Genomic DNA, 22954 nt, shown 5'->3' with positions numbered 1-22954 from the left:
GGTGACAGACAACGGCCCCCGCACCGGTTTGCCCAATGCCGGTGCGGGGGCCATTGTTGTGCTGCCCCGAGGGGAGAGGCAGCGCGCTCAGGTAATCGGTTTGGCGGTCGCCATGGCCCGGTCGACCTCCCAGAAGGCCCGCAGCGCGGCGATTTTGCCCGATTCGTCGACCTTGTAGGTGAATACGCCCTCGGCGTCGATCTGGTGTCCGCCCATCTTGGTGCGGATCAGGCCGGTGAAGGCGATTTCGTTACCGCAGGCGAAGGAGTCCTCGAACAGGAACTCGATCGAGTCGGTCTTCGCGATGGCCATATCCCAGAAGGCCGCGATGGCCTCCTTACCGCGGTGGCCCTTGCCCTCCGGATCGAAACCCGAAGGGCCGATGGGATCTTCGACGATGCCGTCGGTTGCGAACAGATCGACCCAGGCCTGCTTGTCCCTGGTGCGCACCGCCGCCTGCGAGGCGAGTCCGGCGGCTCGTGCTGGATGTTCGGAATTACTCATACGCGTGCCTTCGCGACGATGGGTTCCTCGATATTCTTCGCGGCGAAGCGGCGCAGTGACTCCTGTTTGGCCGCCAGCTCACCGTCGAAGCCGATGCCGTCGGCCAGCCACGGGACCACGATCGCATCGGTCACTCCGGCATCGGCCAGATCCTGATATCCGGAGCGCCCGAACTTGTCGATGCACACCGCCTGAATCTCGAAAGGTTCACTCTCCCGCCCGAATTCGGCACGCAGAGTATCGAGCTTGTCGATGGTGGCGCACAATTCTTCGTAGGTCATCATCGCCGAGGTCCAGCCGTCACCGACCTTGGCCGCCCGGCGTAGTGCGGGCGCGGTGTGGCCGCCGATGTAGAACGGCACCGGCTCGCTCGGCGCAGGGCTCATCTGCAGCGGCTCGAAATCGAAGAACTTCCCGTGGTACTCGACCATGCCGCCGCCGAGTACCAGCTTGATGACCTCGATCATCTCGTCGACCCTTGCCCCGCGAGCGACGTAGGGCACGCCGCACCATTCGAATTCCTCGGGCGCCCAACCAATTCCGACGCCAAACCCGAACCGGTTACCGGAGAGGTTGGCGACCGAGCCCACCTGGCGGGCGAGCAGCAGTGGATTGCGCGAACCGAGCTTGAGCACATTTGTGTAGAAGCGAATGCGGCTGGTCACCGCGGCCATGGCGGTCGCACCGATGAGCGGGTCGACCCATGGCGTCTCTGGGCCCCAGAAGCGGCTGCCGTCGGCGGTGTAGGGATACTTCGCCGAGGTCGACTGCATATAGAACAGCGAATCCGGGAGGGCGATCGACGAAAAGCCGCACTCCTCAGCGGTTTTCGCCAATTCCGGTAGCTGCTCCAGCGGACTCAGCGCAATGCCGACGGTGAACTTCAACCGGTTCATCAGCTGGGCTGCTCCGAGCCGACCACCCACATCGAGAAGTACTGCGACCCACCGCCATACGCGTGTCCGAGCGCCTTCTTGGCATTCGCGACCTGGTAGTCCCCGGCCCGGCCCATGACCTGCTTGGCGGCCTCGGCGAATCGGATGAGCCCGGAGGCGCCGATCGGATTCGAGGAGAGCACCCCGCCGGACGGATTGACCGGCAGGGTGCCGCCGATCTCGGTCTCACCCTTGTCGGTGAGCTTCCAACCGTCGCCCTGCGGGACGAAGCCCAGGTTCTCCAACCACATCGGCTCGAACCAGGAGAACGGCACGTAGATCTCGGCGACGTCGATTTCGTTGAGCGGGTCGGTAATTCCGGCGGACTGCCACAGTGCGGTCGCTGCGTCCTGTCCGGCCTGTGGATTGACCTGATCGCGTCCGGCGAAGGTGGTCGGCTCGGTGCGCATGGCGGTGCCGTGCACCCATGCGACCTTCTTACCGGTGGCCTCGACGGCCTTCGCGGCATCCTCGTCACCGATCACCAGGGCGCACGCACCGTCCGAGGACGGGCATGTCTCGTCGAATCGGATGGGATCCCACAGCATTTGAGAGGAAAGCACCTTCTCCAGCGTGATATCGGGCTGGTGCAGATGCGCCAGCGGATTCTTCGCGCCGTTGCGGCGATCCTTCACCGCCACCATCGCGCCGATATGGCTCGGCGCATTCGATCGACGGATGTAGGAACGCACGTGCGGGGCGAAATAGCCGCCCGCACCCGCACCGACGGGCATGGTGAAGGGCACCGGAACCGACAGCGCCCACATGGCATTCGATTCCGACTGCTTCTCCCAGGCAATGGCCAGTACGCGCTTGTGCACCCCCGCCTGCACCAGATTGGCGGCGACGATACCGGTGGAGCCGCCGACGGATCCGGCGGTGTGCACGCGAAGCAGCGGTTTTCCGGTGGCGCCCAACGCATCCGCCAGATACAACTCGGGCATCATGACGCCCTCGAAGAAGTCCGGCGCCTTACCGACCACCACCGCATCGATATCGGCGATGGTGAGCCCGGCATCGACGAGTGCACGATCGATTGCCTCGCGGCACATGCCCGCCATGGACACATCGGTTCGTTTCGTCACGTGATGGGTTTGTCCGGTGCCGAGCACCGCAGCGGGGAAACTCATCGGCTCGCCTCCGAATCCAAAACGGCTACCAAGTTCTGTTGCAGGGCGGGACCACTGCTGGCATGGGCCAACGCGCGATTCGCGGTACCCGCGATAATCGCTTCGGCCGCGAAGCCGATGCGCTCCAGACCCGCCGCGAACATCGGATTGCCTGCCAGTGCGCCGCCCGAGGGATTCACTTTGGTCTCGGGTCGCAGCCCGATGGCCTCGGCGAGGATCAGCTGCTGATGGCTGAACTGCGCGTGCAGTTCAGCGATATCCAATCCACTGGTATCGCCACCGGTAACCGACTGTGCCGCAGCGGAAGTCGACGGGGATACGGTCAGATCGCGAGCTCCGAGGTTGGGGGTGTCCACCCGATGCGCCATGCCGGTGATCCAGGCGGGGCGCTCGCACAGTTCGCGTGCCCGGTCGCCGACCGCGAGCACAATGGCGGCCGCGCCGTCGGTGACCGGTGCGACATCGTGCGCGCGCAATGGATCGGCGACATACGGTGCGGCGAGCAGACTTTCGATATCACCGGAATCACCGGCCGCCACCGCCGCCATATCGCGCTCGGTCCAGCGTCCCGCATCCAGTCCGGCCTGCGCCTGCAGACCCGCGATGGACCATGCATCGGGCCACAGTGGAGTGACAAGATACGGATCGAGTTGCATGGTGAGAACCTGGCGCAGCGTACCCGCCGACGACTTGCCGAAGCCGTACACCAGCGCCGTCTGCGCCTGGCCGGAGCGGAGTTTCACGAAGGCCTCATAGAGCGCCCACGCGGCGTCCATTTCCACATGCGATTCGTTGATCGGCGGCACCGCGCCGATGGCATCGACCGCCGAAATGAACGAGAAGGCCCGGCCCGCCAGGTAATCCGAAGAACCGGAGCACCAGAAGTCGATATCGGACTTGGTAATGCCGAGTCGGGCGTAGAGCTGCTGGAAACAGGGCACCAGCATCTCGACGCCATTGGTGGTGCCGAAGGTCTCCGGCACATGCGGTGCGTGGGCGAAGCCCACAACCGCGATATCGTTAGGGGGACGGTAGCCGTCGGAGCGTGCGGAGACGGCGGGGTCGGTAGGCAGAGCGTTGTTCGTCAACGTGGCCTCTCAGAGGTGGTGCTTGTAGGTCTCGTAGTCGGCATCCGGCTCGCCGGTGGGTCGGAAGTGGTCCACATTGCTGAGCCCGAAACCCCACTCCTCGCGCGGTTTCCACACCGCCTCCACCCGCATGCCCATCCGCACCTCGCTCGCGTCACAGCCGAGCACCAGGTGCAGCACTGGGATATCGGCCCCGTCGAGCAGCACATATGCCGCCACGTACGGTGGCTTGATCCGCTGGCCCATGAACGGCACATTCACGATGCAGAAGGTGGTCACGATGCCGCGGTCGGGCAGTTCGACGACTTCGTCGGTTGGGCGGCCGTCGGTCGGATTGGCGCCGCGCGGCGGGAAGTACACCTTGCCCGCGGCGTCCGTGCGTCCGCCGAGCAGCTTGCCCTCGGCCAGACCGCGCAGGTAGATGGTCTCCTGCGGCGACGCGCTATGCATGTAGTGCAGGTCGACAGGGGTGATGAGCACTTCGATCGGCTCGCCGTCCGCGCTGGATTGTGCCGGTGCGTTGGAAGTTTCGCCCGGTTCGAAGCAGGCGATGTCCTTGACGCTGCCGATCGTTTCGTCGGCCCAGCGCGCGACCACGCGCAGTCCGGTATGGATGTCCTCGGGTGTGGAAACATCGACGGCGTGCAGCAGCGTGGTGTCCGCGCCGTCGAGCTTGATCAGTGCCCAGGCGAACGGGCGGTCGAACGGCTGACCGGGCAGCGGATCGCGCACAAAGGTCCACGACTGGACGGTGCCGGTATCGGCCACATCGACGAATTCGGTCAGCGGCGCGGAGGTGACCGGATCGTATTCGGGCGGCGGCACCAGTACCCGCCCGTCCGAGCCGCGCACACCGACGATCCGGCGGGCGCGCAACGCGGCCAGGAAGGTGCCGATGGTCGGTCCGACCGATCGCGTGTAGTCGAATTGCACCCGCAGGGGTGCGCTGAGTACATCAGGTCCGGTGTTCAAATCCGACCCTCTCTCATCCGTAACAGTGCCGGATGCGGTATTCCCCTGAGTCACGATATCGAGTAGAACAGGTTCTTATTCTGGTGGCAAGAAGTTGCGTGGAAAGAGGTCGGCCATGAAGTTCGGATTGCAACTCGGGTACTGGATGGCGCAGCCGCCACCGAATGCCGGTGAGATCGTTGTCGCCGCCGAGGCGGCCGGGTTCGATGCGGTCTTCGCGGCCGAATCCTGGGGGTCGGATGCGTTCGGGCCGCTGATGTGGTGGGGCTCGTCGACGAATCGGGTGCGCCTCGGCACCTCGGTAGTGCAGATGTCGGCCCGCACGCCAGCCGCGACGGCCATGCACGCGCTGACACTGGATCATCTCAGCGGCGGCCGGGCCATCCTCGGGCTCGGCGTCTCCGGGCCCCAGGTGGTCGAGGGGTGGTACGGCCAACCGTTCGCCAAGCCATTGCAACGCACCAGGGAGTATGTCGGCATCATTCGCCGCATCCTGGAGCGACAGGCGCCGGTCACCAACGAGGGGCCGCAGTACCCCCTGCCCTACACCGGGCCGGGCGCCACCGGACTCGGTAAGCCGCTCAAGCCGATCGTGCATCCGCTACGAGCGGATTTGCCGATCTGGCTGGGTGCCGAGGGGCCGAAGAATGTGGCGCTGACGGCCGAGATCGCCGATGGCTGGCTGGCGATCTACTATGCGCCACGGCTGGCCGGGATGTACAACGACTGGCTCGACGAGGGCTTCGCCAGGGCCGGGGCGCGGCGTTCGCGAGACGATTTCGAAATCGCGGCGAGCTGTCAGGTGGTGATCACCGACGATCCCAAGAGCGAGCTGGAACGGATGCGCTGGATCATGGCGCTCTACATCGGCGGTATGGGCGCACCGGAACTGAATTTCCACGCCCAGGTCTACCGACGCATGGGCTATGAGCGCGAGGTCGACGAGATCGGCAGGCTCTTCCAATCCGGGAAGAAGGCCGAGGCCGCCGCGATCGTGCCGGATGAGCTGATTTTGGATACGGCGATCATCGGCGACGAGGAGCATGTGCGTAAGCAACTCGGGGTCTGGGAAGCCGCGGGTGTCACCGAAATGCTGGTGTCGGTTCCAGATATCGAACAATTGCATCGGCTCGCACCCCTTGTACAGATGTAGAACACGTTCTAGATTCGTAGGGGTGACTGATTCACCCACCCCGTCGGCTCCGCACCATCCCCCGATGGAGTCAGCAGAAATTCTCGGTCTCTGGAACATCGCGAACGCGCAACCCGATCGGATCGCTCTGGTGGATCCATCCGGCCGCGAGGTGAGCTATCGCGAATTGGCCACGCTCGCAAACCGTTACGGCACCGGCCTGCGGGCGCTCGGCCTGCAGCCCGGCGACGTGCTGGTCAGCATGGTGCACAACTGCGTCGAGGCGGTCGCTGCCTACTTCGCGGCCTATCAGGCCGGGCTGTACATCGTCGCGGTGAACTGGCATCTGACCGGACCGGAGGTCGCCTACATCCTCGCCGACAGTGAGGCCAAGGCCTTCATTGCCAGTGACCGGTTCGCCGCCGCCGCGATCGCCGCCGCTGATGAGGCCGGACTGCCCGCCACCGCGCGCTTCGCGGTCGGCGAGATCGAGGGCTTCAAGTCCGTGTCGTGGCTGGGTGCGGCCGACACGGGTCGCCCCGACAACCGGACCACCGGCGCGCCGATGCTCTACACCTCGGGAACCACGGGACGGCCCAAGGGCGTTCGGCGCCCGCTCACCGGCACCGACCCCGATGTCGTACCGGCGCAGTCGCCCGCCTTCTTCGGCCTGTTCGGGCTGAAGCCCTACGACGATCACGTGCACATCTGCGGTTCGCCGCTCTATCACACAGCCGTGCTGAACTTCGCGACGATCTCGATCCAATTGGGGCACAAGGTAGTTCTGATGGATCGCTGGGACGCCGAGGAAATGCTGCGGCTCATCGACAAGCACCGGGTCACCCACAGCCATATGGTGCCGACCCAATTCCACCGCCTGCTCGCACTGCCCGCGGATGTGCGGGCCAAATACGATGTCTCGTCGCTGCGCAGCATGGTGCACGGTGCGGCGCCGTGCCCGGCCGAGACCAAGCGGCAGATGCTGGAGTGGTGGGGTCCGACCGTCACCGAGTACTACGCGGCCACAGAAGGCGGCGGCACGGTGATCAATGGGACCGATTGGCTGAAGAAGCCCGGATCGGTCGGCAAGGCCTGGCCCTGGTCGGTGATCAAGGTACTGAGCGAGGAAGACGGCTCCGAAGTTCCCACTGGCGAACCCGGTCTGGTCTACATGCGCATGGGCGCGTCCAGCTTCGAATACCACCACGCCAAGGAGAAAACCGAAGAGTCGAGGGTCGGTGACCTTTTCACGGTCGGCGATATCGGCCATCTCGACGAGGACGGCTACCTCTACCTGCACGACCGCCGCTCCGATCTGATCCTTTCCGGTGGGGTGAACATCTACCCGGCCGAGATCGAGAATGTGCTGACCACCCACCCGAAGGTCGAGGATGTCGCGGTCTTCGGTCTGCCCCATCCGGATTGGGGCCAGGAGGTCAAGGCCGTCGTCCAGCCGGTCGCGGGCGTCGAGGGCAACGACGAACTCACCACCGAACTATTGGCCTACGCCGCAACCCAATTGGCGAAATACAAAATGCCCCGCTCCATCGACTACCTCGACGAACTCCCCCGCGACCCCAACGGCAAACTCTACAAACGCAAACTCCGAGACCGCTACATCCCGGCATAAGCGAGCACTCTCGCAGACCCAGTGACTATCGCGCAGAAGGCATACGCCCTGCGCGATAGTCACTGCTTGTGCGTGACGCTCATAGAGTGTGCGTGACGGCCGGGCTCGTCTTGGTGTGTTCCGGTGGGCGATGGTCGGTGCCCGCCCGGCGCTCTGCGGCCTGCTGGCCGACTCGCCGGCTGTGGGGGATTGCTGCCGCAGACCCAATGACTTTCGCGAGGGTATATATTCTGCGCGGCAGTCATTGGCGGCGCGTGATGCTCATAGGTGTGCGTGACGGCCGGGCTCGTCTTGATGTGTTCCGGTGTCCGCCGGTCCGTTGGCCCGCCCGTCAATGGCTTTCGCGGAGAGAGTATCTGCGCGATGGTCACTGCTTGTGTATGAGGCTCATAGGGTGTGCGAGAGGGCCGGGTGGGTTACCTGGTGTGCCCTGGTGTCCGCTGTCCAGAGTGCGCTCACTGGTGTGGTCTGGGTGCCCGCTGGCTTGGCCTGGGGTGGCTGCTGGTCTGGTCTGCCTGTCCCCGCTGGTCCTGCCTGCTGGGCGCCTCGACCGCTCTGGGCGTTCCTCTGCCGGCCTGCTGGCCGACTCACCGGGTGTAGGGGATTGCTGTCGCAGAGCCAATGGCTTTCGCGCAGAAGGTATATGTTCTGTGCGGTAGTCACTGCTTGTGCGTGACGCTCATAGGGTGTGCGAGAGGGCCAGGTGGGTTACTGGTGCGCCGTGGCGTCCGCGGGTCCAGCGTGCGCTCACTGGTGTGGTGAACCGGTGCGCGCCGCGCGGCGCGCGGCGCGCGCGATACCGAATCAGCGGGGTCCGCTGGTGTGGCCTGGGTGTCCGCTGGCTTGGCCCGGGGTGGCTGCTGGTCCTGCCTGCTGGGCGCTCTGGGCGTTGCTCGTCCGGCCTGCTCGCCGACTCACCGGGTCTAGGAGAGCGCTGTCGCAGAGCCAATGACTGTCGCGCAGAAGGTATACGTTCTGCGCGGTGGTCATCGGCTGTGCGTGACGCTCATAGGGTGTGCGAGAGGGCCGGGCTTGTCTTGGTGTGTTCTGGTGCGCGATGGTCCGGTGTCTGCCGTCGCTCTCCGGCCTGCTCGCCGACTCACCGGGTGTTGGGGTGCTGTCGCAGAGCCAAGGGCTTTCGCACAGAGGGTATATGTTCTGCGCGATGGTCACTGCTTGTGCGTGAGGCTCAGAGGGTGGGCGAGAGGGCTGGGCTTGTCTTGGTGAGTTCTGGTGTGCGATGGTCCGGTGCCTGCCGTCGCTCTCCGGTCTGCTCGCCGACTCACCGGGTGTAGGGGAGTGCTGTCGCAGGGGCAATGGCTTTCGCGCTGTGGGGATATGTTCTGCGCGGTGGTCATTGGCTGTGTGTGACGTTCATAGGGTGTGCGAGAGGGCCGGGCTTGTCTTGGTGTGTTCTGGCGTTCGCCGGTCCAGTGGCCCGCCCATCGCTCTCCGGCCTGCTCGCCGACTCACCGGGTGTAGGGGAGTGCTGTCGCAGACCCGATGACTTGCGCGCTGTGCGGATATGTTCTGCGCGGTGGTCATTGGCTGTCCGTGAGGCTCACAGGGTGTGCGAGAGGGCCGGGCTCGCCTTGGTGTGTTCTGATGTCCGCCGGTCCGATCTGCTCGTTCGTGCCGGCTGGCTTTCTTTGCCTGCTCGTTCGTGCCGGCTGGCTTTCTTTGCCTGCTCGTTCCTCCCGGCAGCCTTTCTTTGCCCTGCTCGTCCCCCGGCAGCCTTTCTTTGCCCTGCTCCTCCCTCCGAAACCCCGCGCGACCACCAACCTCACGCGACCGGTTCACGCAGCTCCGGTGCCAGACCGAAGAGTGGGAACAGCTTTTCGGTGTCGAGGAAGAAGTTGAGACCTGCGATTGCGTCGCCGTCGAGTTCCAGGACGGTGATGGACCACGGGAGCCAGACGCCGGGTTCGGTTTCACTCGGCTTGTAGTGGCCGAAGGCGGGGAGGCCGTTGGCGCCTTCCAGGCGGATCATGCGGGAATCGCGGCAGCCCTTGCCGTGGCCGAGCATGAAGGCGGCCACATTCTCCGGGCCCGAGACCCACAGTTCGATCGGCGGCATGGACAGCGCCACATCGGTTTTCAGCAGCGAGGTCAGAGTGTCCAAATCGTAGGCCTCGAAGGCCTTCACGAAATCGTCGACGAGTTTGCGCTGGCCGCTATCGGTTTCGTCGTAGGTGTCGGTGGCCGTGGGCTGCACTTTCGACATGGTGGCCCTGGCACGCTGCAGTGCGCTGTTCACCGAAGCGGGGGACATGGTGAGCGCCTCGGCGGTCTCACTGGCCGAGAACCGCAGCACCTCACGCATGATCAGAATCGCGCGCTGGGTGGCGGGCAGATGTTGACAGGCCGCGACGAAGGCCAGCCGCAGTGTGTCCTTGGCGGAGGCGTGCTCGGCCGGATCGGATCCGAAGGCCAATGCATTCGGGATCGGTTCGATCCAGACATAATCCGGCTGCGGCATGGGCATCGGCGAATCCGGTCGCGACGGACCGGACAGATCCATCGGCCGGGCTCGGCGCTGTGGCCCGTCGAGCATATCGAGGCAGACATTGGTGGTGATCTTGTACAGCCAGGACCGTAGGCTGGCGCGTCCCTCGAACGAGTCATAGGACTTCCACGCGCGGGTGAAGGTCTCCTGCACCGCGTCCTCCGCTTCGAAGGAGGAGCCGAGCATGCGATAGGCGTAGGCGCACAGTTCCCGCCGGTGTCCTTCGAAAGATTCGAGGACGTCCGGGGTGAGGCCGACGGAGTCGTTCATGGGTGTCACCCTGCCACAGCCCACCGACACATTCGAGACCCGAATCGGCACAATCGAGCGCGCCGGACGCAGTCCGTCAATAGTTCAGTGCGCCTGGGCGAGCGAAGGCGAGACCGCCGCCGACCTGCGGTTTCAAGATCATCACTAGATTTCCGGCTACACAACAGCCGGAACCGATGAGTTTCGCGCACTCGATCCGTCTCTACATAGAGACCGCCGAAGCCGACGTAAGGGATCCCGCATGCCCAGCAAGATGATCTTCATCAACCTTCCCGTCGCGGACCTGGGCCGGTCCAGGAATTTCTACGAGGCGATCGGCTGGAAGGTGAATCAGGAATTCACCGATGACAATGCCGCCTGCATCGTCATCGACGACAATATCTGCGCCATGTTGCTGACCAGGGACTTCTTCACAACATTCAGCAAGCGTCAGATCGCGGACACGGTCGCGACCATCGGCGGCGCCTACGCGTTATCCCTGGCCAGCGCCCATGAGGTCGATGTACTCACCAATGCCGCGCTGGCCGCGGGCGCCACCGAGGAAATCAACGAGGACCGCAGGGCACAGGAGGCCCAGGTCGGCATGTTCGGCCGCACCTTCATCGATCCCGACGGCCACCAGTGGGAGCCGTTCTGGATGGACTATCCGGGCAGCTGACGGCCTTACAGCATGCCGACTCTCCGGCGCGGATCGCCATTGCTGAAGTCGATCTGCCGGTCGGCATTGGACAGCGCGGTCACCACACAGGTGCCGAAGGACCCGTGCCGATCGAACAGGGTCGCACTACCGACGGCGATGCCATCCGCGCTGATATGGCTGTCGGCCTCGACCCCGATCTCCGATCCGATCAGCGGACGCGCCAGCGCCAGTGTCAGATCGGTATTGATGAAGCCGATTCCGGTGGTGCCCCAATTGGTCATGAGACTTGTCGACTCGCCGATCATCGCCGCACCGGCGAATGCCGAGGGCGGCTCACCCTCGACCACCGAGAGCGGGGCCTGCCACATGCGCTTGCGTTCGCTGTTCTGATGATCGCCGATCCTGGACGACCAGCCGTCCAGACCGCTGCTCCACATCGGCGCCGTCGGTCCGTTCGCGACCGGAACCGGAGGTGGCTCTGGGAATTCCGCACGCCTCCACCGCTCACCCGGCGGTTGCACCGACCGCTTCAGGAAGACCGCGCTGGCGCGTGCCACATCCTCGCCGTCCTGCATCAGTGCGGCATCGGCGACTCGGATTCGATTGCCGTCGCGCACCAGTTCGGTCACCACCGTCACCGGTTTGTACAACGTGGGCCGGAAGAGGTCGACGGTCAGCCGGGCGGGTGAGAATCCTTGCGCGCAATGCTGAGTCTCCAGCGCCCTGGCCAGCAGCCCACAGACCGCGGGGCCATTGACCATATTCGGCGACCACGCGCTCGACGCGAATGGCAAAGGCTCGAATGCGTCGTCGACTGCCGCGAAAAACGCAAGGGGCGTGGTCAATTCGATCTCCTATCGCAGCAGGACCAACGGTAAAAGGCAAGGGCTGCCGCAACAGCCCTTGCCGATATCGATGCCCAGCCGGGTACTACTTGCTGCTCGCCTCGACATGCTCGTCGGCCGGCCGCTCCTCGGTTTGCGCCTTGGCCCAACGGTAATCTGGCTTGCCCGCCGGATTGCGCTTGATCTGATCCACGAACCACACGCTGCGCGGCAGCTTGTAGGGCGCGATCTCCTGGGTGAGCACCGGACGCAGTTCATCGAGGGTGGGACGCTTGTCGCCACGACACTGCACGACCGCCGCCACGCGCTGTCCCCACCGCTCGTCCGGAACGCCGACCACGAGCGCGTCGAAGACCTCGGGGTGGATCTTGAGCGCGCCCTCGACCTCCTCCGGGTAGATCTTCTCGCCGCCGCTGTTGATGCTCACCGAACCGCGGCCGAGCATGGTGACGGTGCCATCCTCCTCGACCCGGGCATAGTCGCCTGGGATGGAGTAGCGAATTCCGTTGAACTCCTTGAAGGTCGCCTTGGTCTTGGCCTCGTCCTTGTAGTAGCCGACCGGAATGTGGCCGCTGCGCGCGAGGAAGCCGACCTGCCCGGAGCCGGGTTGCACCGGATTGCCCTGTTCGTCGAGCACTTGGGTGGCGGCATCGATCTTCACCCGCGGGCCGCCGGTATGGTTGGCGCCCTTGGCGACAACGGAGAGACCACCGAAGCCGGTCTCGGAGGAGCCGATGGAATCGGTGATCATCCGGTTCGGCAGCCGTTCCAGGAACTGGTCTTTGAGCGTCGGTGAGAACAGCGCCGCACTGCTGGCGATCAGGTACAGGCTCGAAAGGTCGTATGGCTCACCGGTTTCCGGATTGCCCTCGGCGAGCGCGTCCATCATCGGGCGGGCCATGGCGTCACCGGTGATGAAGATGAGGTTGATCTTGTGCCGGTCGATGTGCTGCCACACGCCGTGTCCGGTGAACTCCGGAATCATCACGGCCTTACCGCCGTCGAACAGGCTGTGGAAGGTCGCGGTTTGTGAGCCACCGTGGATCATCGGCGGAATCGGGAAGCGGACCATCTGTGGATTGCCCGCGCCGGTCTTGGCCTGATGCCATTCGTCCTCGACGTATTCGCCGGTCAGGAAGTTGATGCCGCCGCCGAGCACGCGCCACCAGTCCTCATGCCGCCACATCACGCCCTTGGGCAGGCCGGTGGTGCCGCCGGTGTAGAGCATGAAGATGTCGTCGGCCGAGCGCTCACCGAAGTTTCGCTCACCGGACGACTGCGCCAGCACCGTCTCGTATTCCACCGAATCGGCTGCGGTCGGGATGGTGCCGGTCGTATCGTCGTCCACGACAATGACCGTCTTCAGCAGGGGCGTATTCGGTCGAACCCCGGCCACCCGGTCGCTGTAGCGACGCTCGTGGATCAGCGCGACCATATCCGAATTGTCGAAGATGTACTGCAACTCGTTCTCGACGTAGCGGAAATTCACGTTGATCATCACGGCGCGCGCTTTGAAGACCGCGACCATGGCCTCGACGGCCTCGATCGTATTACGTGAATAGATGCCCACCTTGTCCCCCGGTTGGACACCCTGTTGCAGCAGGTAGTTGGCGAGTTTGTTGGCACGCTCCTCCAGCTGCGCGTAAGTCACCTCGCGGCCGTCGTCGGCCAGCGCTACGCGGTCGGGCATCAGATCGATGGCGTGTTCGACTAGGTCCGCTATGTTGTAGCTCACAAAGCTAAAAATAGAACGTGTTACTGTTTCTGACAAGGCCGAATTTGCCCACCCGGGCCGACTCCGCCAACCTGCCATCCCCCTGGAAAGTCAGGAGAATCAGTAATGCCAGATTGCCTCGTCGAGAAGCGCGATCACGTCCTCATCGTCACTATGAATCGGCCCGAGGCCCGCAATGCCCTTTCGGCGGAGATGATGGCGATCATGCGCGACGCCTGGGATCAGGTGGACGACGATCCCGATATCCGCGCCGCGATCCTGACCGGTGCCGGTGGCGCGTTCTGCGCTGGTATGGATCTGAAGGCGATGACCGCCCGGCATCCCGGTGATGCCTCTGCCGCGGGCAGCTTCGATCCGACGAAACTCGAGGCGCTGCTCAAGGGCCGCAGGCTCACCAAACCGCTGATCGCGGCGGTCGAAGGCCCTGCCATCGCGGGCGGCACCGAGATTCTGCAGGGCACCGACATCCGGGTGGCCGCGGAGGGCGCGAAATTCGGTGTGTCCGAGGCGCGCTGGGGTCTGTTCCCGCTCGGCGGTTCCGCGGTACGACTGGTCCGTCAAATCCCCTACACCGTGGCCGCCGACATCCTGCTGACCGGTCGGCACATCACCGCCGCCGAGGCCAAGGAGATCGGCCTGATCGGCCATGTGGTGCCCGACGGTACCGCCCTGGACAAGGCACTCGAACTGGCCGCCCAGATCGTCGCCAATGGCCCCCTCGCGGTACAGGCGATTCTGCGCACGATCCGCGAAACCGAGGCTATGCCCGAAGAGGACGCCTTCCAAATCGAAGCAAAACTCGGCATGGCAGTCTTCCGCTCATCCGACGCCAAAGAGGGCCCCAAAGCCTTCGCCGAAAAGCGCAAACCCACCTTCACCGGCAACTGATCGCGCAATGCCGCGCACCTTTTCGCGTGACACGCACCGATTGGCTCGGCGAATTGTGCGTGGCGTGCGAATCCGTGCGCGGCGCTGAGTTCGTTGGCGGGGTCAGCGGTTGGCGAGTTCGGCGAGGCGGAAGGCGAGCTTGGTGCGGACTGCTGGGATGCGGGTTGCCACCGTCATGACGGTGTTGCGGAGTAGGCGGGCGGGGCGGGGGCGCAGGGTGGCCATTTTGGTCATTCGGTCGGTGAAGGCGACGACGCCGAGAGCGACTGGGCGGCGGGTGGTTTCGTAGGCGTCCAGCACGGTGTCGGGTTCACCGTTCAGCACTCGGGCCAGCAGGGGGCCGAGGAAGGCGGCGTCCTGGATGCCGGTATTCATGCCCTGGCCGCCGGCGGGGCTGTGCACGTGCGCGGCGTCTCCGGCGAGCAGGAGGCGGCCCGCGCGGTAGTGGTCCGCGACGCGGTGGTGCACCCGGAAGCGCGAGCTCCACAGCACTTCACGGACTTTCACGCTGTCGCCGGGGCCGCGAGTGTTCAAGATGGTCTGAATATCCTCGGCGGTCGGGTGTTCGGGGGCCTCGGCAACAGTCGCCACGACCCGGTACCGATTCGGATCGGTGTCGTCCGGCAGCGGCGCGACCACCGTCACGCCCTCCGGCGAAAGATGCAGTGCCACTTCCGTACGCGCGATGGGCCAGTCCATGCGGACATCGGCGAGTACGAAGGATTCCGGGTAGGTGGCGCCGGTGAAGCCGATGCCGGCCTGTTCCCGGACGACGCTGTGCATACCGTCCGCGCCGACTACATAGTCCGCGCGGATCGTGCCGGTCACGCCCGCACCGTCGACGTATTCGACTGTGGCGCTGCCACTTTCATCGATGACCTTGGTGATCCGGTACGGCCGGTGCACATCGCCGCCCGCCTTGCGCAGCCGGGCGAGCAGGACGGCCTCGGTGGTGTCCTGTGGAACCATCAGCGTGTACGGGTACTCGGTGGGCAGTCCGCCGAACGGCACTGTGGCCAGTGTGCGGTTGCCGTCCAGCACGCGGAAGGTCGGGACCACGATGCCGCGATCGACGAGTTCCTCGGCAATGCCGAGTTCCCGCAACACCTCCAGGGTCCTGGCGTGGACGACCGCGGCGCGCGAGGTGTTCGCACCCTCGGCGAGCCGGTCCATCAGTATGAAGTCGATGCCGGCGTCGGCCAGGGTGATCGCGGTGGTCAGTCCGGCCGGACCGGCCCCGACGATGACGACGGACGTGGTCTCCGGCAGCGGGGTGGTGTTCATCGGGACTCCTAGGTCAACATCTGTAGGCCAACGTTTGTTGGCATAACCGTATCGCGCGCCCCTTTCAGAAGTCAACAGTTGTTGGCCTACACTTGTTGGCATGAATATCGTGCCTGATAAACCACCTGCGCGTCGCTCCGATGCCACCCGCGCGGCCATCCTGGTGGCCGCGCGTGCCCGCTTCGCCGCCGAGGGCTTTCGCAAGGCGACCATCCGCGCCATTGCCGCCGATGCCGCGATCGATCCGTCGATGGTGATGCGCTACTTCGGCAGTAAGGACGGACTCTTCGCGGCTGCCGTCGATGTGCGCTTGGACCTGCCGGATCTGGCCGCAGCCGATCCGGATGCCATCGGCGAGTTGCTGATTCGCCGATTCCTGGCGATCTGGGAGGACCAGCCCGATAACAAAGTGCTGGTAATACTGCTGCGTTCATCGATTACCGACGAGGCGGTCAGCGAACGCTTTCGGCAGATTTTCGCCGAACAGGTGTTGCCCGCGGTGCTGCGCTTCGGCGATCCGCACGATGCGCAGCGCCGCGGAGGTTTGATCGTCACCCAGTTGCTCGGGCTTGCGCTGTGCCGCTATGTGCTCGAGCTGCCACCGGTGGTCGGGCTGACCCGCGAGCAGATCATCGCCGATATCGCACCGACTCTGCAGCGCTATCTGATGTCGACGCCGATCAGCGCTTAGATGTGCGCGCCACCGTCGACGTGAATCGTCGTTCCCGTAATGAACTCCCCATCTTCGGAGGCGACCATCGCGACCACACCGGCGACCATCTCGGGTGCGCCGAGCAGCGGCCCGATGGCCGGAGCCATCTTGCTCAGGAGACTCGGATCGATGTCCGGTGGCACATCGAGCAGGCTGTAGGTCATGGCCGTCTCGATGCCGCCGGGCGAAACGCAGACCGCCCGCAGATTCCGCTTGCTGTATTCCAGCGCCAGCACCCGGGTAAAAGCCTCCAGTCCGCCCTTGCTGGCCGCGTACGCCGCGCGATACGGCGCGGCATAGGACGCGGCATTCGAGCTGATATTGACCACCACCCCGCGCCCGGACTCGAGCAGTGCGGGCAGGGCGGTCCGGGTCACCAGGAACGATCCGGTCAGATTGGTGCCGAGGACCGTATTCCACACCTCGGTCGTGGTCTCGTGGGTATGCGACATGCGCACGATTCCAGCGGCATTCACCAGCACATCGAGGCCGCCGATCCCGGCTATCAGGTCGGGCACCGTCTGCTCGACGGCCGCCTCGTCGGCGATATCGAGCGTCGCGACGGTGAGCCGCTCACCCGAGTCCTGATCCATCGCGAGCTGGGCGGTCTTGGCGAGGCCATCGCCGGTTCTGCTCACACCGACCACCTCCGCTCCCTCCTCGAGCAGCCGTAAGACGATGGCCCGGCCGATGCCCGAACCCGCCCCTGTCACCAGCACTCGGCGTTGCGCGAAACGCTTCATACGCTTTGTACATCCCGCTCGGCCAGCAACTGTGCGATCTCGGGGCGCCGGTCGAGATCAATCGGCTCGGCGACCAATTCGATGGGGAACGGCCGATCCGCGGGCTGCGGCAGGCCCGGGCCGAGGATCAGGCCACCGCGGATGCCGATGCGATCCATTTCCTGGATCAACGGCTCGTAGCGGGCGGGCAGTAAGTTGTTGTGCAGCACGAAATCTCGGATATCGTCGGCGGTGGTCAAACTGCGCTGGCGCACCGGTGAGCAGACCGGGAATTTCGGATCGCGGAAGGTCATATTGTCGACGAAGCCGCGCATGAAATCCGCGGCATGCTGCTGCAGTGGCGAATGGAATGCGCCCTTGTACGCATCCAATACGAACATTTGGCGGGTATCCGCGGATGCCTCGATTTCGGCCAGGACCTCGTGCAGTGCGGTGAGATAACCCGAGATCACGAAGGATCGATGCACGTCATCGATCGGACCGGTATCAACGGCGAGGTGCACACCGGGGCGGCGCTCACCGCAATAGTTCGCCGGGTCGTCCTCGATCGGCGTGTACATCAACCCCATCCCTTGGGCGGCAACACCTTCCGGTAGTTCCGGCACGAGCCGGCGGTGATGGAGCATGCCGAACAATTCGTGCCGCTCCACCGCTCCGGCCACACAGGTGCTGATCAGCGCACCAAGGCTCAGTCCACCGGCAGCCTCCGGTTCGAAACCGCCTGCGGCCAGATCCTCGGCGAGACCGAGTGCGAAGGCGGCCTGGCGCAATGCGCCGAGGCTGTGCCGGTCCTCCGGTTCGCTCACCATTTCCGCGGCCGATTCCCTGGCACGCAGGCCGTGCACCGACAATCCGGTTACGGCGGCGGCCTCTTCGTAGGCGAGTGCGATGGACGGACACCGCTCGCAGAACTCATCGATGACCTCGGCGGTCAGACTGACCTGTCCACCGAAAAGAAAAGAAACCTTCATTGCATGTCCTACCCACGCCGGGATCGCACAATGGCGACACCACTGCATATGTGTGAATCACGTTCGACCGGAACGGAATTGGCGGCGCCGCCGTATCGAATAGACCAAGCGGGCGCCCCGGTGGGCAAGAGTTTCGCCGGACCAGGCGTTGGCCACCCCCTGGCCGGTAGTACCCCTCGCCAGTAGTACTACCGGCCGAGTCGACCGAGGAAGTGCAGCATCAGCTGGTCGATTTCACACGCATGTGTGAGGTTCGGTGTGTGCGCGGCGCCCGCGATGGTGTGGAATTCCGCGGGACCACCGAGACCCTTTGTCAGTAAATCCACGGCGTCGTGGTCGAAGGCCGGATCGAAGGCGCCGCGGACCAATAATGCCGGGCAGGTGATATCACCGATGAGATCCGAGACGTCGTCCACATTGATCAGACAGTCGGCCGCCGCGGCGACGCGTTCCCGATCATCGCTCAGCCATTTGGCAAGCCACGGTTGATGATCGGCCCGATCACCACCGATGATCAAGCCCGCCACCATCTTCGCGATCACCGTCAACGGCCCCGCCCCGATCCAGGCATCGGTAACCTGGCGATAGCTGATCCGCTGCACGTCGCTGTACGCCTGCGCCGAACAGCCGAGCAGGATCAGTCCAGCCACGCGCGGCGGGCACAGCAGGGCCATGCGCAGCGCGGTGAATCCACCCTGCCCGACACCGCCGACGACCACCCGGTCGATGCCGAGGTGGTCGACCACCGACCAGGCATCGCGGGCCAGATCCCAGAAACTGTATGCGCCGTTGTCGTATTCGGTCAGTCCGTGTCCGCGCGCATCGATCGAGATCACGCGGTATCGCGGTGCGAGCGCGGTCACCTGGTCCGCGAACATCTCGTGATCCATGAAGAACGCGTGCCCGAGCACCACCGCGGGCCCGGCTCCTCCGCTGTCGACGAAGTGCACTTTCGCGCCAGCGGAGGTTACGAAGGGCATAACCGTGCTCCTGTCAGACTGCGTCCCCCGAAAGCGAGCAGCCTAACAAGAACCCGTTATATCAACGGTTTTCACCACATCACGGGCAACTCCTCGACACCGCCGGTAAAGCTGCTGGTGCGCATCGGCACCGCGGCCGCGTCCACGGCCAAGCGCATATTCGGGAAGCGGGTCACCAATTGGGTGAATACGGTGTGCAATTCGATGCGGGCCAACGGCGCGCCGATGCAATGCCGGGCACCGTAGCCGAAGGTCACATGGGAGCCGTCCTTTCGGGTCACATCAACGCGGTCGGGATCGGTGAAGACCGTCGGATCATGGTTCGCCGCCGTCAGGTCCAGCAGAACGAGATCGCCCGCGCGGACCTCATTGCCGTCGATCTCCATATCGGTGCGTGCGTAGCGGGGCATCTGGGTGGCATCCGCCGTCCGAAGGAGTTCTTCGATCGCGGTCGGCACCAGTTCGGGATCGTCGACCATGGCCTGCCATTGGTCGAGATTTTCCAGCAGCCGTTTGGCGCCGACGCCGATCTGGACGACCGTGGTCTCATGGCCGCCGAACAACAAGCCGAGGCCGAGCGTGGCGATGCCCTGGTCGGACAGATCGTCGCGGGCGCATAGCCGCGACAGCACGTCGTCGGTCTGGTCGTGCCGTTTGCGCTGGACCAATGTCATGAAGTACTCGAATAATCCGGCGACACCCTGCTGCACCTTGGCGGCGTCGTGCTGTTCGCCGAGTGCCTCGGTCCAGGCGCGGAACTGATCGCGGTCGGCATAGGGCACACCGAGCAGTTCGCAAATGACCAACAGTGGCAGCGGCAGCGCGACGGCGGTGTGCAGGTCGGCGGGGGAGCCCTGCGCGGCCATCTCGTCGAGCAAGTGGGTGGTGAGTTCTTCCACCCTGGGCCGCAATTCGCGCATCCGCCGCGGCGAGAAGAACGGCACTACCAATTCGCGTAGCCGTGCCTGATCGGCGGGTTCGGTCTCGAAGTTGCCGAGTGGTCCGCCGAAGAACATCGAATCCGAGGCTCGCGCAGCGGTTTGCGGTGTTGGATGGGCACGGCCGAGGCGCGGATCGGCGAATAACGTCCGGACCTGCGCGTAGCTGGTGGCCAACCAGCCTTCATGGCCGAGCGCGGTGCGCGTGCGCTGGATGGTGTCGCCCGTGGCGGGGCAGCTTATGTCCACGGTCACTCCTCAGGTAGTTCTCGGTCCAGAGTCATTCGGGCAGGCGCACCCGCAGCAGATTGCCGCTGGCTGTGCCGACCAGGAATTCCCGTTCACTGCTTCGCGATACGACAATCGATGTCATCGGCTCGTCCGTCAGCACGGTGCACGTCGAGTGATTCGTCGGATCGATGCGCACGAGTCGGCCCGCGGTGGTGGCGTCGTAGAGCAGGCCGTCCGGGCCGATGGCGAGATCATCCGGTAGTGGTGGTGCACCGGGGCCAGCGGCTAGATCCGCGACCACGGTGGCGTGCGACGGATCGTCGAGTGGGATGCGCAAGATGCGGCCGTTCGGGCTGAGATACAGCGTGACGTAGAGCGCATCGCCGTCGACAAGAATTCCGTCGGCACCGAAATGCTTTGCCTGATTGGACCATTCGGTGTCAATGTGCCCATCGGGTCGAATCCGGACGACTCCGGTCGAGGTGTCGGCGACGAAAAGATTGCCCGCCGCGTCGAACGCCGCGCCATTGGCCATCCCGAGTCCGGAGACGAAGGTCTCGGCTTCCGGTATCTCGGCTTCGGGATCGACGCGGACGACTCCGCCACCGGTCGAACCCGGCACCAGATTGGTGAGGAAGTTGCCGTATGTCACGTATATCCGATGGTCCGGACCGAGTTTCACCGCGCCGGGAAATGGGATGGCCACGGTTGCGCGCACCCGCCCGGACGGGTCGTAGCGCACCACCTCATTGCGTCGCACGCGCGAGACCCAGAGGTCGCCGTGCGCGTCATAGGCCAAGCCTTCCGCCCAATCCTCATCCCGCACGACCGCGGCCGCGGCGATGGTCGCGGCGGCCGGGGCGCACGAAACAGGTTCGGCCACAGCGGTAGACGGAGCCAATGCACCGACAAAGACGCAGACGATCGCGGTGCCGATCCGGGCTATGGTCACCATGCGACGGGCAATGCGGTCAGGCCCTTGGTAACCACATTCTCGCGCACCGGCAGGGTGTCCGGATCGACGGTCAGATGTAGCGTCGGGAAGCGGGAGACCAGCTGAGCGAAGGCGACCTGCAATTCGATGCGAGCCAGCGGCGCACCAGTGCAGTAATGCAGGCCGTAGCCGAACGCAAGATGCTGCCCCTGCGCGCGGGTCACGTCGAGTTGGCGCGCGTCGGTGAAGATCTCCGGATCATGGTTGGCCGAATCGACGTCCAGCAGCACCAGATCACCTGTCCGGACGGTGACGCCGTCGATCTCCATATCGGTGCGCGCATACCGGGCGAAGGCGGTGGAATCGTGTACGCGCAGCAGCTCTTCGATCGCGGCTGGCACCAGCTCCGGCCGCTCGACCAGCTTCTGCCACTGCGCCGGATTTCGCAGCAATTGCACAGTGCACAGGCCGATCTCGACGACCGTGGTTTCGTGCCCGGCCAAGAGCAACCCCATGGCCAGCGTCGCGATGGCGTCGTCGGCCAGGTCCGGTACCTCGCACAGCTTGGCGATTACCCCCTCGCCCGGTTCTCGGCGCAGCCGTTCGACCAGTGATTTGCAGTACAGAAACCATTCGGCCCCGGCCTGTCCCGACTTCGCGCCATCGCTGGTGTCGAACAGTGCCTCGCTCCAGATCCGGAACTGCGCACGATCCTCATAGGGCACACCGAGTAGTTCGCTGATGACCAGCAGCGGCAGTGGTTCCGCGAAGGCCTTGTGCAGGTCGGCGGGCGCGCCCTTTTCGGCCATATCGTCGAGCAGTTGGCTGGTGAAAGCCTCCACCCGGGGCGTGAGTGCGCGCATCCGCTTGGCTGAGAACAGCGGATTGAGCAGCCCGCGCATGCGCGCGTTATCGGCGGGTTCGGTCTCGAAGTTCCCGAACGGGCGGCCGAAAAATACCGATTCCGACGAACGTGCCGCGGTCTCCGGTGTCGGGTGCGAGCGGCCGAGACGCACATCGGTGAACAGCTCCTTCACCTTGTGATAGCCGCTGACCTTCCAGGCTTCGTCACCCGTCGCGGTGCGGACGCGGCTGATCGAGCCGGCCGCGGCAGCGGTTCCGGTGAAGGGGCATGCGAGTTCCGATGAGTCGGTGGTCATGGCGCACTCCTTGCTAACTAGCTCTTGTACAAGCAAGCTTAAACATAATTACTTGTACTATTCCACTTGAACAAGGAGGTGATGCCGTGCCCGAAAGCCCAACGTCCGCCGAGACTTCGGCGCAACCCGTCCGGCGCATGCCGCGCGCCCAGCGGCGCGAGCAGATCCTCGCCGCGGCCACTCGCGCGGTGGCCCGCAGCGGATTCAGCGGGACGGGCCTGCCCGACATCGCCGCCGAGGCGGGCATTACGCACGTGATCCTCTATCGCCATTTCGACTCGAAGGCCGATCTGTACCGGGCCGTGCTGGAACGGGCCTACACCAGGCTCGGCGCCGCCGTCGGTACCGAAAAGCTGGACGGAACCAGCATTTCCGCGCTGCTGCGGGCGGCGGCCGCGGATCCGGACGCCTTCCGCTTGCTGTTCCGTCATGCGGTGCGCGAGCCCGAATTCCGCGATGTCATCGATATGGTCCGCAGCTATTCGACAATGATCGCGCAGCGGTATCTCACAGATGCCGTGCCGGCGGGGCCATGGCAGGACTGGGCCGCGCAGGTCATCCCCACCTTCATCCTGGATGCGGTGATCGCCTGGCTCGATGCCGGACAGCCGGATCTCGACGATGCCGCCGAACGGATCAATCGCGCGGCTCGTGCGCTCATCGAGGTCGCGGGCGGCGAATTGGTCCAGAAGGATTGAGCGGCAAGGCATAACGTCATTCATGGGC

The 22954-nt window shown here is 64.8% G+C and carries 21 protein-coding genes; 6 read left to right on the top strand and 15 right to left on the bottom strand.

The genetic code is table 11. The features are described 5' to 3' along the window. Nucleotides 1-87: 87 nt before the first annotated feature. Genes ACIBG0_RS08310 through ACIBG0_RS08290 form a run of 5 tightly spaced genes read right to left on the bottom strand, consistent with a single transcriptional unit; the run spans nucleotide 88 to nucleotide 4629 of the window. The gene (locus ACIBG0_RS08310) at nucleotides 88-504 is read right to left on the bottom strand and encodes a nuclear transport factor 2 family protein (RefSeq protein WP_397030550.1); all 417 of its coding nucleotides are present in this window, start codon (nucleotides 502-504) and stop codon (nucleotides 88-90) included. Further along, entirely contained in the window at nucleotides 501-1391 is an 891-nt protein-coding gene (locus ACIBG0_RS08305) for a TIGR03619 family F420-dependent LLM class oxidoreductase (protein ID WP_397031174.1), read from the bottom strand. Before ACIBG0_RS08305 ends, ACIBG0_RS08310 begins: the two co-directional genes overlap by 4 nt. Before the next feature lie 8 nt (nucleotides 1392-1399). Continuing rightward, nucleotides 1400-2569 (bottom strand): thiolase domain-containing protein, encoded by a 1170-nt coding sequence (locus tag ACIBG0_RS08300; RefSeq protein WP_397030549.1) that lies wholly within the window; start codon nucleotides 2567-2569, stop codon nucleotides 1400-1402. Then, complete coding sequence (locus tag ACIBG0_RS08295; protein ID WP_397031172.1) at nucleotides 2566-3642, bottom strand: thiolase domain-containing protein; 1077 nt, start codon at nucleotides 3640-3642, stop codon at nucleotides 2566-2568. Before ACIBG0_RS08295 ends, ACIBG0_RS08300 begins: the two co-directional genes overlap by 4 nt. Nucleotides 3643-3666: 24 nt before the next feature. Next, the gene (locus tag ACIBG0_RS08290; RefSeq protein ID WP_397030548.1) at nucleotides 3667-4629 is read right to left on the bottom strand and encodes a Zn-ribbon domain-containing OB-fold protein; all 963 of its coding nucleotides are present in this window, start codon (nucleotides 4627-4629) and stop codon (nucleotides 3667-3669) included. A gap of 115 nt (nucleotides 4630-4744) precedes the next feature. Here ACIBG0_RS08290 and ACIBG0_RS08285 point away from each other — a divergent pair, with 115 nt between their 5' ends. Both ACIBG0_RS08285 and ACIBG0_RS08280 read left to right on the top strand, forming a co-directional pair. Beyond that, nucleotides 4745-5782: an LLM class F420-dependent oxidoreductase gene (locus ACIBG0_RS08285; RefSeq protein ID WP_397030547.1), complete on the top strand. Its 1038-nt coding sequence runs from the start codon at nucleotides 4745-4747 to the stop codon at nucleotides 5780-5782. A gap of 64 nt (nucleotides 5783-5846) precedes the next feature. Further along, nucleotides 5847-7391, top strand: a complete 1545-nt coding sequence (locus tag ACIBG0_RS08280) for an acyl-CoA synthetase (RefSeq protein WP_397030546.1) — start codon at nucleotides 5847-5849, stop codon at nucleotides 7389-7391. Nucleotides 7392-9174: 1783 nt separating this feature from the next. On the opposite strand, the gene ACIBG0_RS08275 is transcribed toward ACIBG0_RS08280, so the two are convergent. Further along, a complete protein-coding gene (locus ACIBG0_RS08275) occupies nucleotides 9175-10167 on the bottom strand; it encodes a sigma-70 family RNA polymerase sigma factor (RefSeq protein WP_397030545.1) in 993 nt (330 codons plus the stop codon). Nucleotides 10168-10408: 241 nt separating this feature from the next. Between ACIBG0_RS08275 and ACIBG0_RS08270 the strand changes: the two genes are divergently transcribed. After that, on the top strand, nucleotides 10409-10825 hold the full coding sequence (locus ACIBG0_RS08270; protein WP_397030544.1) for a VOC family protein: 417 nt from the start codon (nucleotides 10409-10411) through the stop codon (nucleotides 10823-10825). Nucleotides 10826-10830: 5 nt separating this feature from the next. Here ACIBG0_RS08270 and ACIBG0_RS08265 read toward each other — a convergent pair whose 3' ends face one another. Continuing rightward, a complete protein-coding gene (locus ACIBG0_RS08265; RefSeq protein ID WP_397030542.1) occupies nucleotides 10831-11652 on the bottom strand; it encodes a thioesterase family protein in 822 nt (273 codons plus the stop codon). A gap of 85 nt (nucleotides 11653-11737) precedes the next feature. Then, nucleotides 11738-13387: an acyl-CoA synthetase gene (locus ACIBG0_RS08260; protein ID WP_397030540.1), complete on the bottom strand. Its 1650-nt coding sequence runs from the start codon at nucleotides 13385-13387 to the stop codon at nucleotides 11738-11740. Between the two features lie 105 nt (nucleotides 13388-13492). On the opposite strand from ACIBG0_RS08260, the gene ACIBG0_RS08255 reads away from it, so the two are divergent. Beyond that, the gene (locus ACIBG0_RS08255; RefSeq protein WP_397030539.1) at nucleotides 13493-14275 is read left to right on the top strand and encodes a crotonase/enoyl-CoA hydratase family protein; all 783 of its coding nucleotides are present in this window, start codon (nucleotides 13493-13495) and stop codon (nucleotides 14273-14275) included. Nucleotides 14276-14377: 102 nt separating this feature from the next. Here the strand turns inward: ACIBG0_RS08255 and ACIBG0_RS08250 are convergent, their stop codons facing one another. Continuing rightward, nucleotides 14378-15559 (bottom strand): FAD-dependent oxidoreductase, encoded by a 1182-nt coding sequence (locus tag ACIBG0_RS08250; protein ID WP_397030537.1) that lies wholly within the window; start codon nucleotides 15557-15559, stop codon nucleotides 14378-14380. A 100-nt stretch (nucleotides 15560-15659) separates the two neighbouring features. Here ACIBG0_RS08250 and ACIBG0_RS08245 point away from each other — a divergent pair, with 100 nt between their 5' ends. Then, nucleotides 15660-16250: a TetR/AcrR family transcriptional regulator gene (locus ACIBG0_RS08245; RefSeq protein WP_397030536.1), complete on the top strand. Its 591-nt coding sequence runs from the start codon at nucleotides 15660-15662 to the stop codon at nucleotides 16248-16250. Here the strand turns inward: ACIBG0_RS08245 and ACIBG0_RS08240 are convergent. The 6 genes from ACIBG0_RS08240 to ACIBG0_RS08215 all read right to left on the bottom strand — a co-directional run bounded on the left by ACIBG0_RS08240 (nucleotide 16247) and on the right by ACIBG0_RS08215 (nucleotide 22228). Beyond that, the gene (locus tag ACIBG0_RS08240) at nucleotides 16247-17014 is read right to left on the bottom strand and encodes an SDR family NAD(P)-dependent oxidoreductase (protein WP_397030534.1); all 768 of its coding nucleotides are present in this window, start codon (nucleotides 17012-17014) and stop codon (nucleotides 16247-16249) included. The genes ACIBG0_RS08245 and ACIBG0_RS08240 overlap by 4 nt on opposite strands. Beyond that, the gene (locus tag ACIBG0_RS08235; RefSeq protein ID WP_397030532.1) at nucleotides 17011-17985 is read right to left on the bottom strand and encodes a hypothetical protein; all 975 of its coding nucleotides are present in this window, start codon (nucleotides 17983-17985) and stop codon (nucleotides 17011-17013) included. Before ACIBG0_RS08235 ends, ACIBG0_RS08240 begins: the two co-directional genes overlap by 4 nt. A 188-nt stretch (nucleotides 17986-18173) precedes the next feature. After that, on the bottom strand, nucleotides 18174-18965 hold the full coding sequence (locus ACIBG0_RS08230) for an alpha/beta fold hydrolase (protein WP_397030530.1): 792 nt from the start codon (nucleotides 18963-18965) through the stop codon (nucleotides 18174-18176). Between the two features lie 71 nt (nucleotides 18966-19036). Further along, a complete protein-coding gene (locus ACIBG0_RS08225; protein ID WP_397030528.1) occupies nucleotides 19037-20152 on the bottom strand; it encodes a cytochrome P450 in 1116 nt (371 codons plus the stop codon). Nucleotides 20153-20183: 31 nt separating this feature from the next. Next, nucleotides 20184-21089, bottom strand: coding sequence for an SMP-30/gluconolactonase/LRE family protein (locus ACIBG0_RS08220; RefSeq protein ID WP_397030526.1), 906 nt, complete (start codon nucleotides 21087-21089; stop codon nucleotides 20184-20186). Further along, on the bottom strand, nucleotides 21083-22228 hold the full coding sequence (locus ACIBG0_RS08215; protein WP_397030524.1) for a cytochrome P450: 1146 nt from the start codon (nucleotides 22226-22228) through the stop codon (nucleotides 21083-21085). Before ACIBG0_RS08215 ends, ACIBG0_RS08220 begins: the two co-directional genes overlap by 7 nt. An 86-nt stretch (nucleotides 22229-22314) precedes the next feature. Between ACIBG0_RS08215 and ACIBG0_RS08210 the strand changes: the two genes are divergently transcribed. After that, a complete protein-coding gene (locus ACIBG0_RS08210) occupies nucleotides 22315-22926 on the top strand; it encodes a TetR/AcrR family transcriptional regulator (protein ID WP_397030523.1) in 612 nt (203 codons plus the stop codon). Nucleotides 22927-22954 lie beyond the last annotated feature (28 nt).

The sequence above is a fragment of the Nocardia sp. NPDC050630 genome, from assembly GCF_044457245.1.
GTDB lineage: Bacteria > Actinomycetota > Actinomycetes > Mycobacteriales > Mycobacteriaceae > Nocardia.
Note: the sequence above shows the minus strand (reverse complement) of the source record. Positions and strands in the feature narration are given on the sequence as shown.

What these genes read in the sequence shown, in the direction of transcription:
- ACIBG0_RS08310 (WP_397030550.1), bottom strand. Translation starts at nt 504, where the DNA reads ATGAGTAATTCCGAACATCCAGCACGAGCCGCCGGACTCGCCTCGCAG.
- ACIBG0_RS08300 (WP_397030549.1), bottom strand. Translation starts at nt 2,569, where the DNA reads ATGAGTTTCCCCGCTGCGGTGCTCGGCACCGGACAAACCCATCACGTG.
- ACIBG0_RS08285 (WP_397030547.1), top strand. Translation starts at nt 4,745, where the DNA reads ATGAAGTTCGGATTGCAACTCGGGTACTGGATGGCGCAGCCGCCACCG.
- ACIBG0_RS08280 (WP_397030546.1), top strand. Translation starts at nt 5,847, where the DNA reads ATGGAGTCAGCAGAAATTCTCGGTCTCTGGAACATCGCGAACGCGCAA.
- ACIBG0_RS08275 (WP_397030545.1), bottom strand. Translation starts at nt 10,167, where the DNA reads ATGAACGACTCCGTCGGCCTCACCCCGGACGTCCTCGAATCTTTCGAA.
- ACIBG0_RS08270 (WP_397030544.1), top strand. Translation starts at nt 10,409, where the DNA reads ATGCCCAGCAAGATGATCTTCATCAACCTTCCCGTCGCGGACCTGGGC.
- ACIBG0_RS08255 (WP_397030539.1), top strand. Translation starts at nt 13,493, where the DNA reads ATGCCAGATTGCCTCGTCGAGAAGCGCGATCACGTCCTCATCGTCACT.
- ACIBG0_RS08250 (WP_397030537.1), bottom strand. Translation starts at nt 15,559, where the DNA reads ATGAACACCACCCCGCTGCCGGAGACCACGTCCGTCGTCATCGTCGGG.
- ACIBG0_RS08245 (WP_397030536.1), top strand. Translation starts at nt 15,660, where the DNA reads ATGAATATCGTGCCTGATAAACCACCTGCGCGTCGCTCCGATGCCACC.
- ACIBG0_RS08240 (WP_397030534.1), bottom strand. Translation starts at nt 17,014, where the DNA reads ATGAAGCGTTTCGCGCAACGCCGAGTGCTGGTGACAGGGGCGGGTTCG.
- ACIBG0_RS08235 (WP_397030532.1), bottom strand. Translation starts at nt 17,985, where the DNA reads ATGAAGGTTTCTTTTCTTTTCGGTGGACAGGTCAGTCTGACCGCCGAG.
- ACIBG0_RS08230 (WP_397030530.1), bottom strand. Translation starts at nt 18,965, where the DNA reads ATGCCCTTCGTAACCTCCGCTGGCGCGAAAGTGCACTTCGTCGACAGC.
- ACIBG0_RS08220 (WP_397030526.1), bottom strand. Translation starts at nt 21,089, where the DNA reads ATGGTGACCATAGCCCGGATCGGCACCGCGATCGTCTGCGTCTTTGTC.
- ACIBG0_RS08215 (WP_397030524.1), bottom strand. Translation starts at nt 22,228, where the DNA reads ATGACCACCGACTCATCGGAACTCGCATGCCCCTTCACCGGAACCGCT.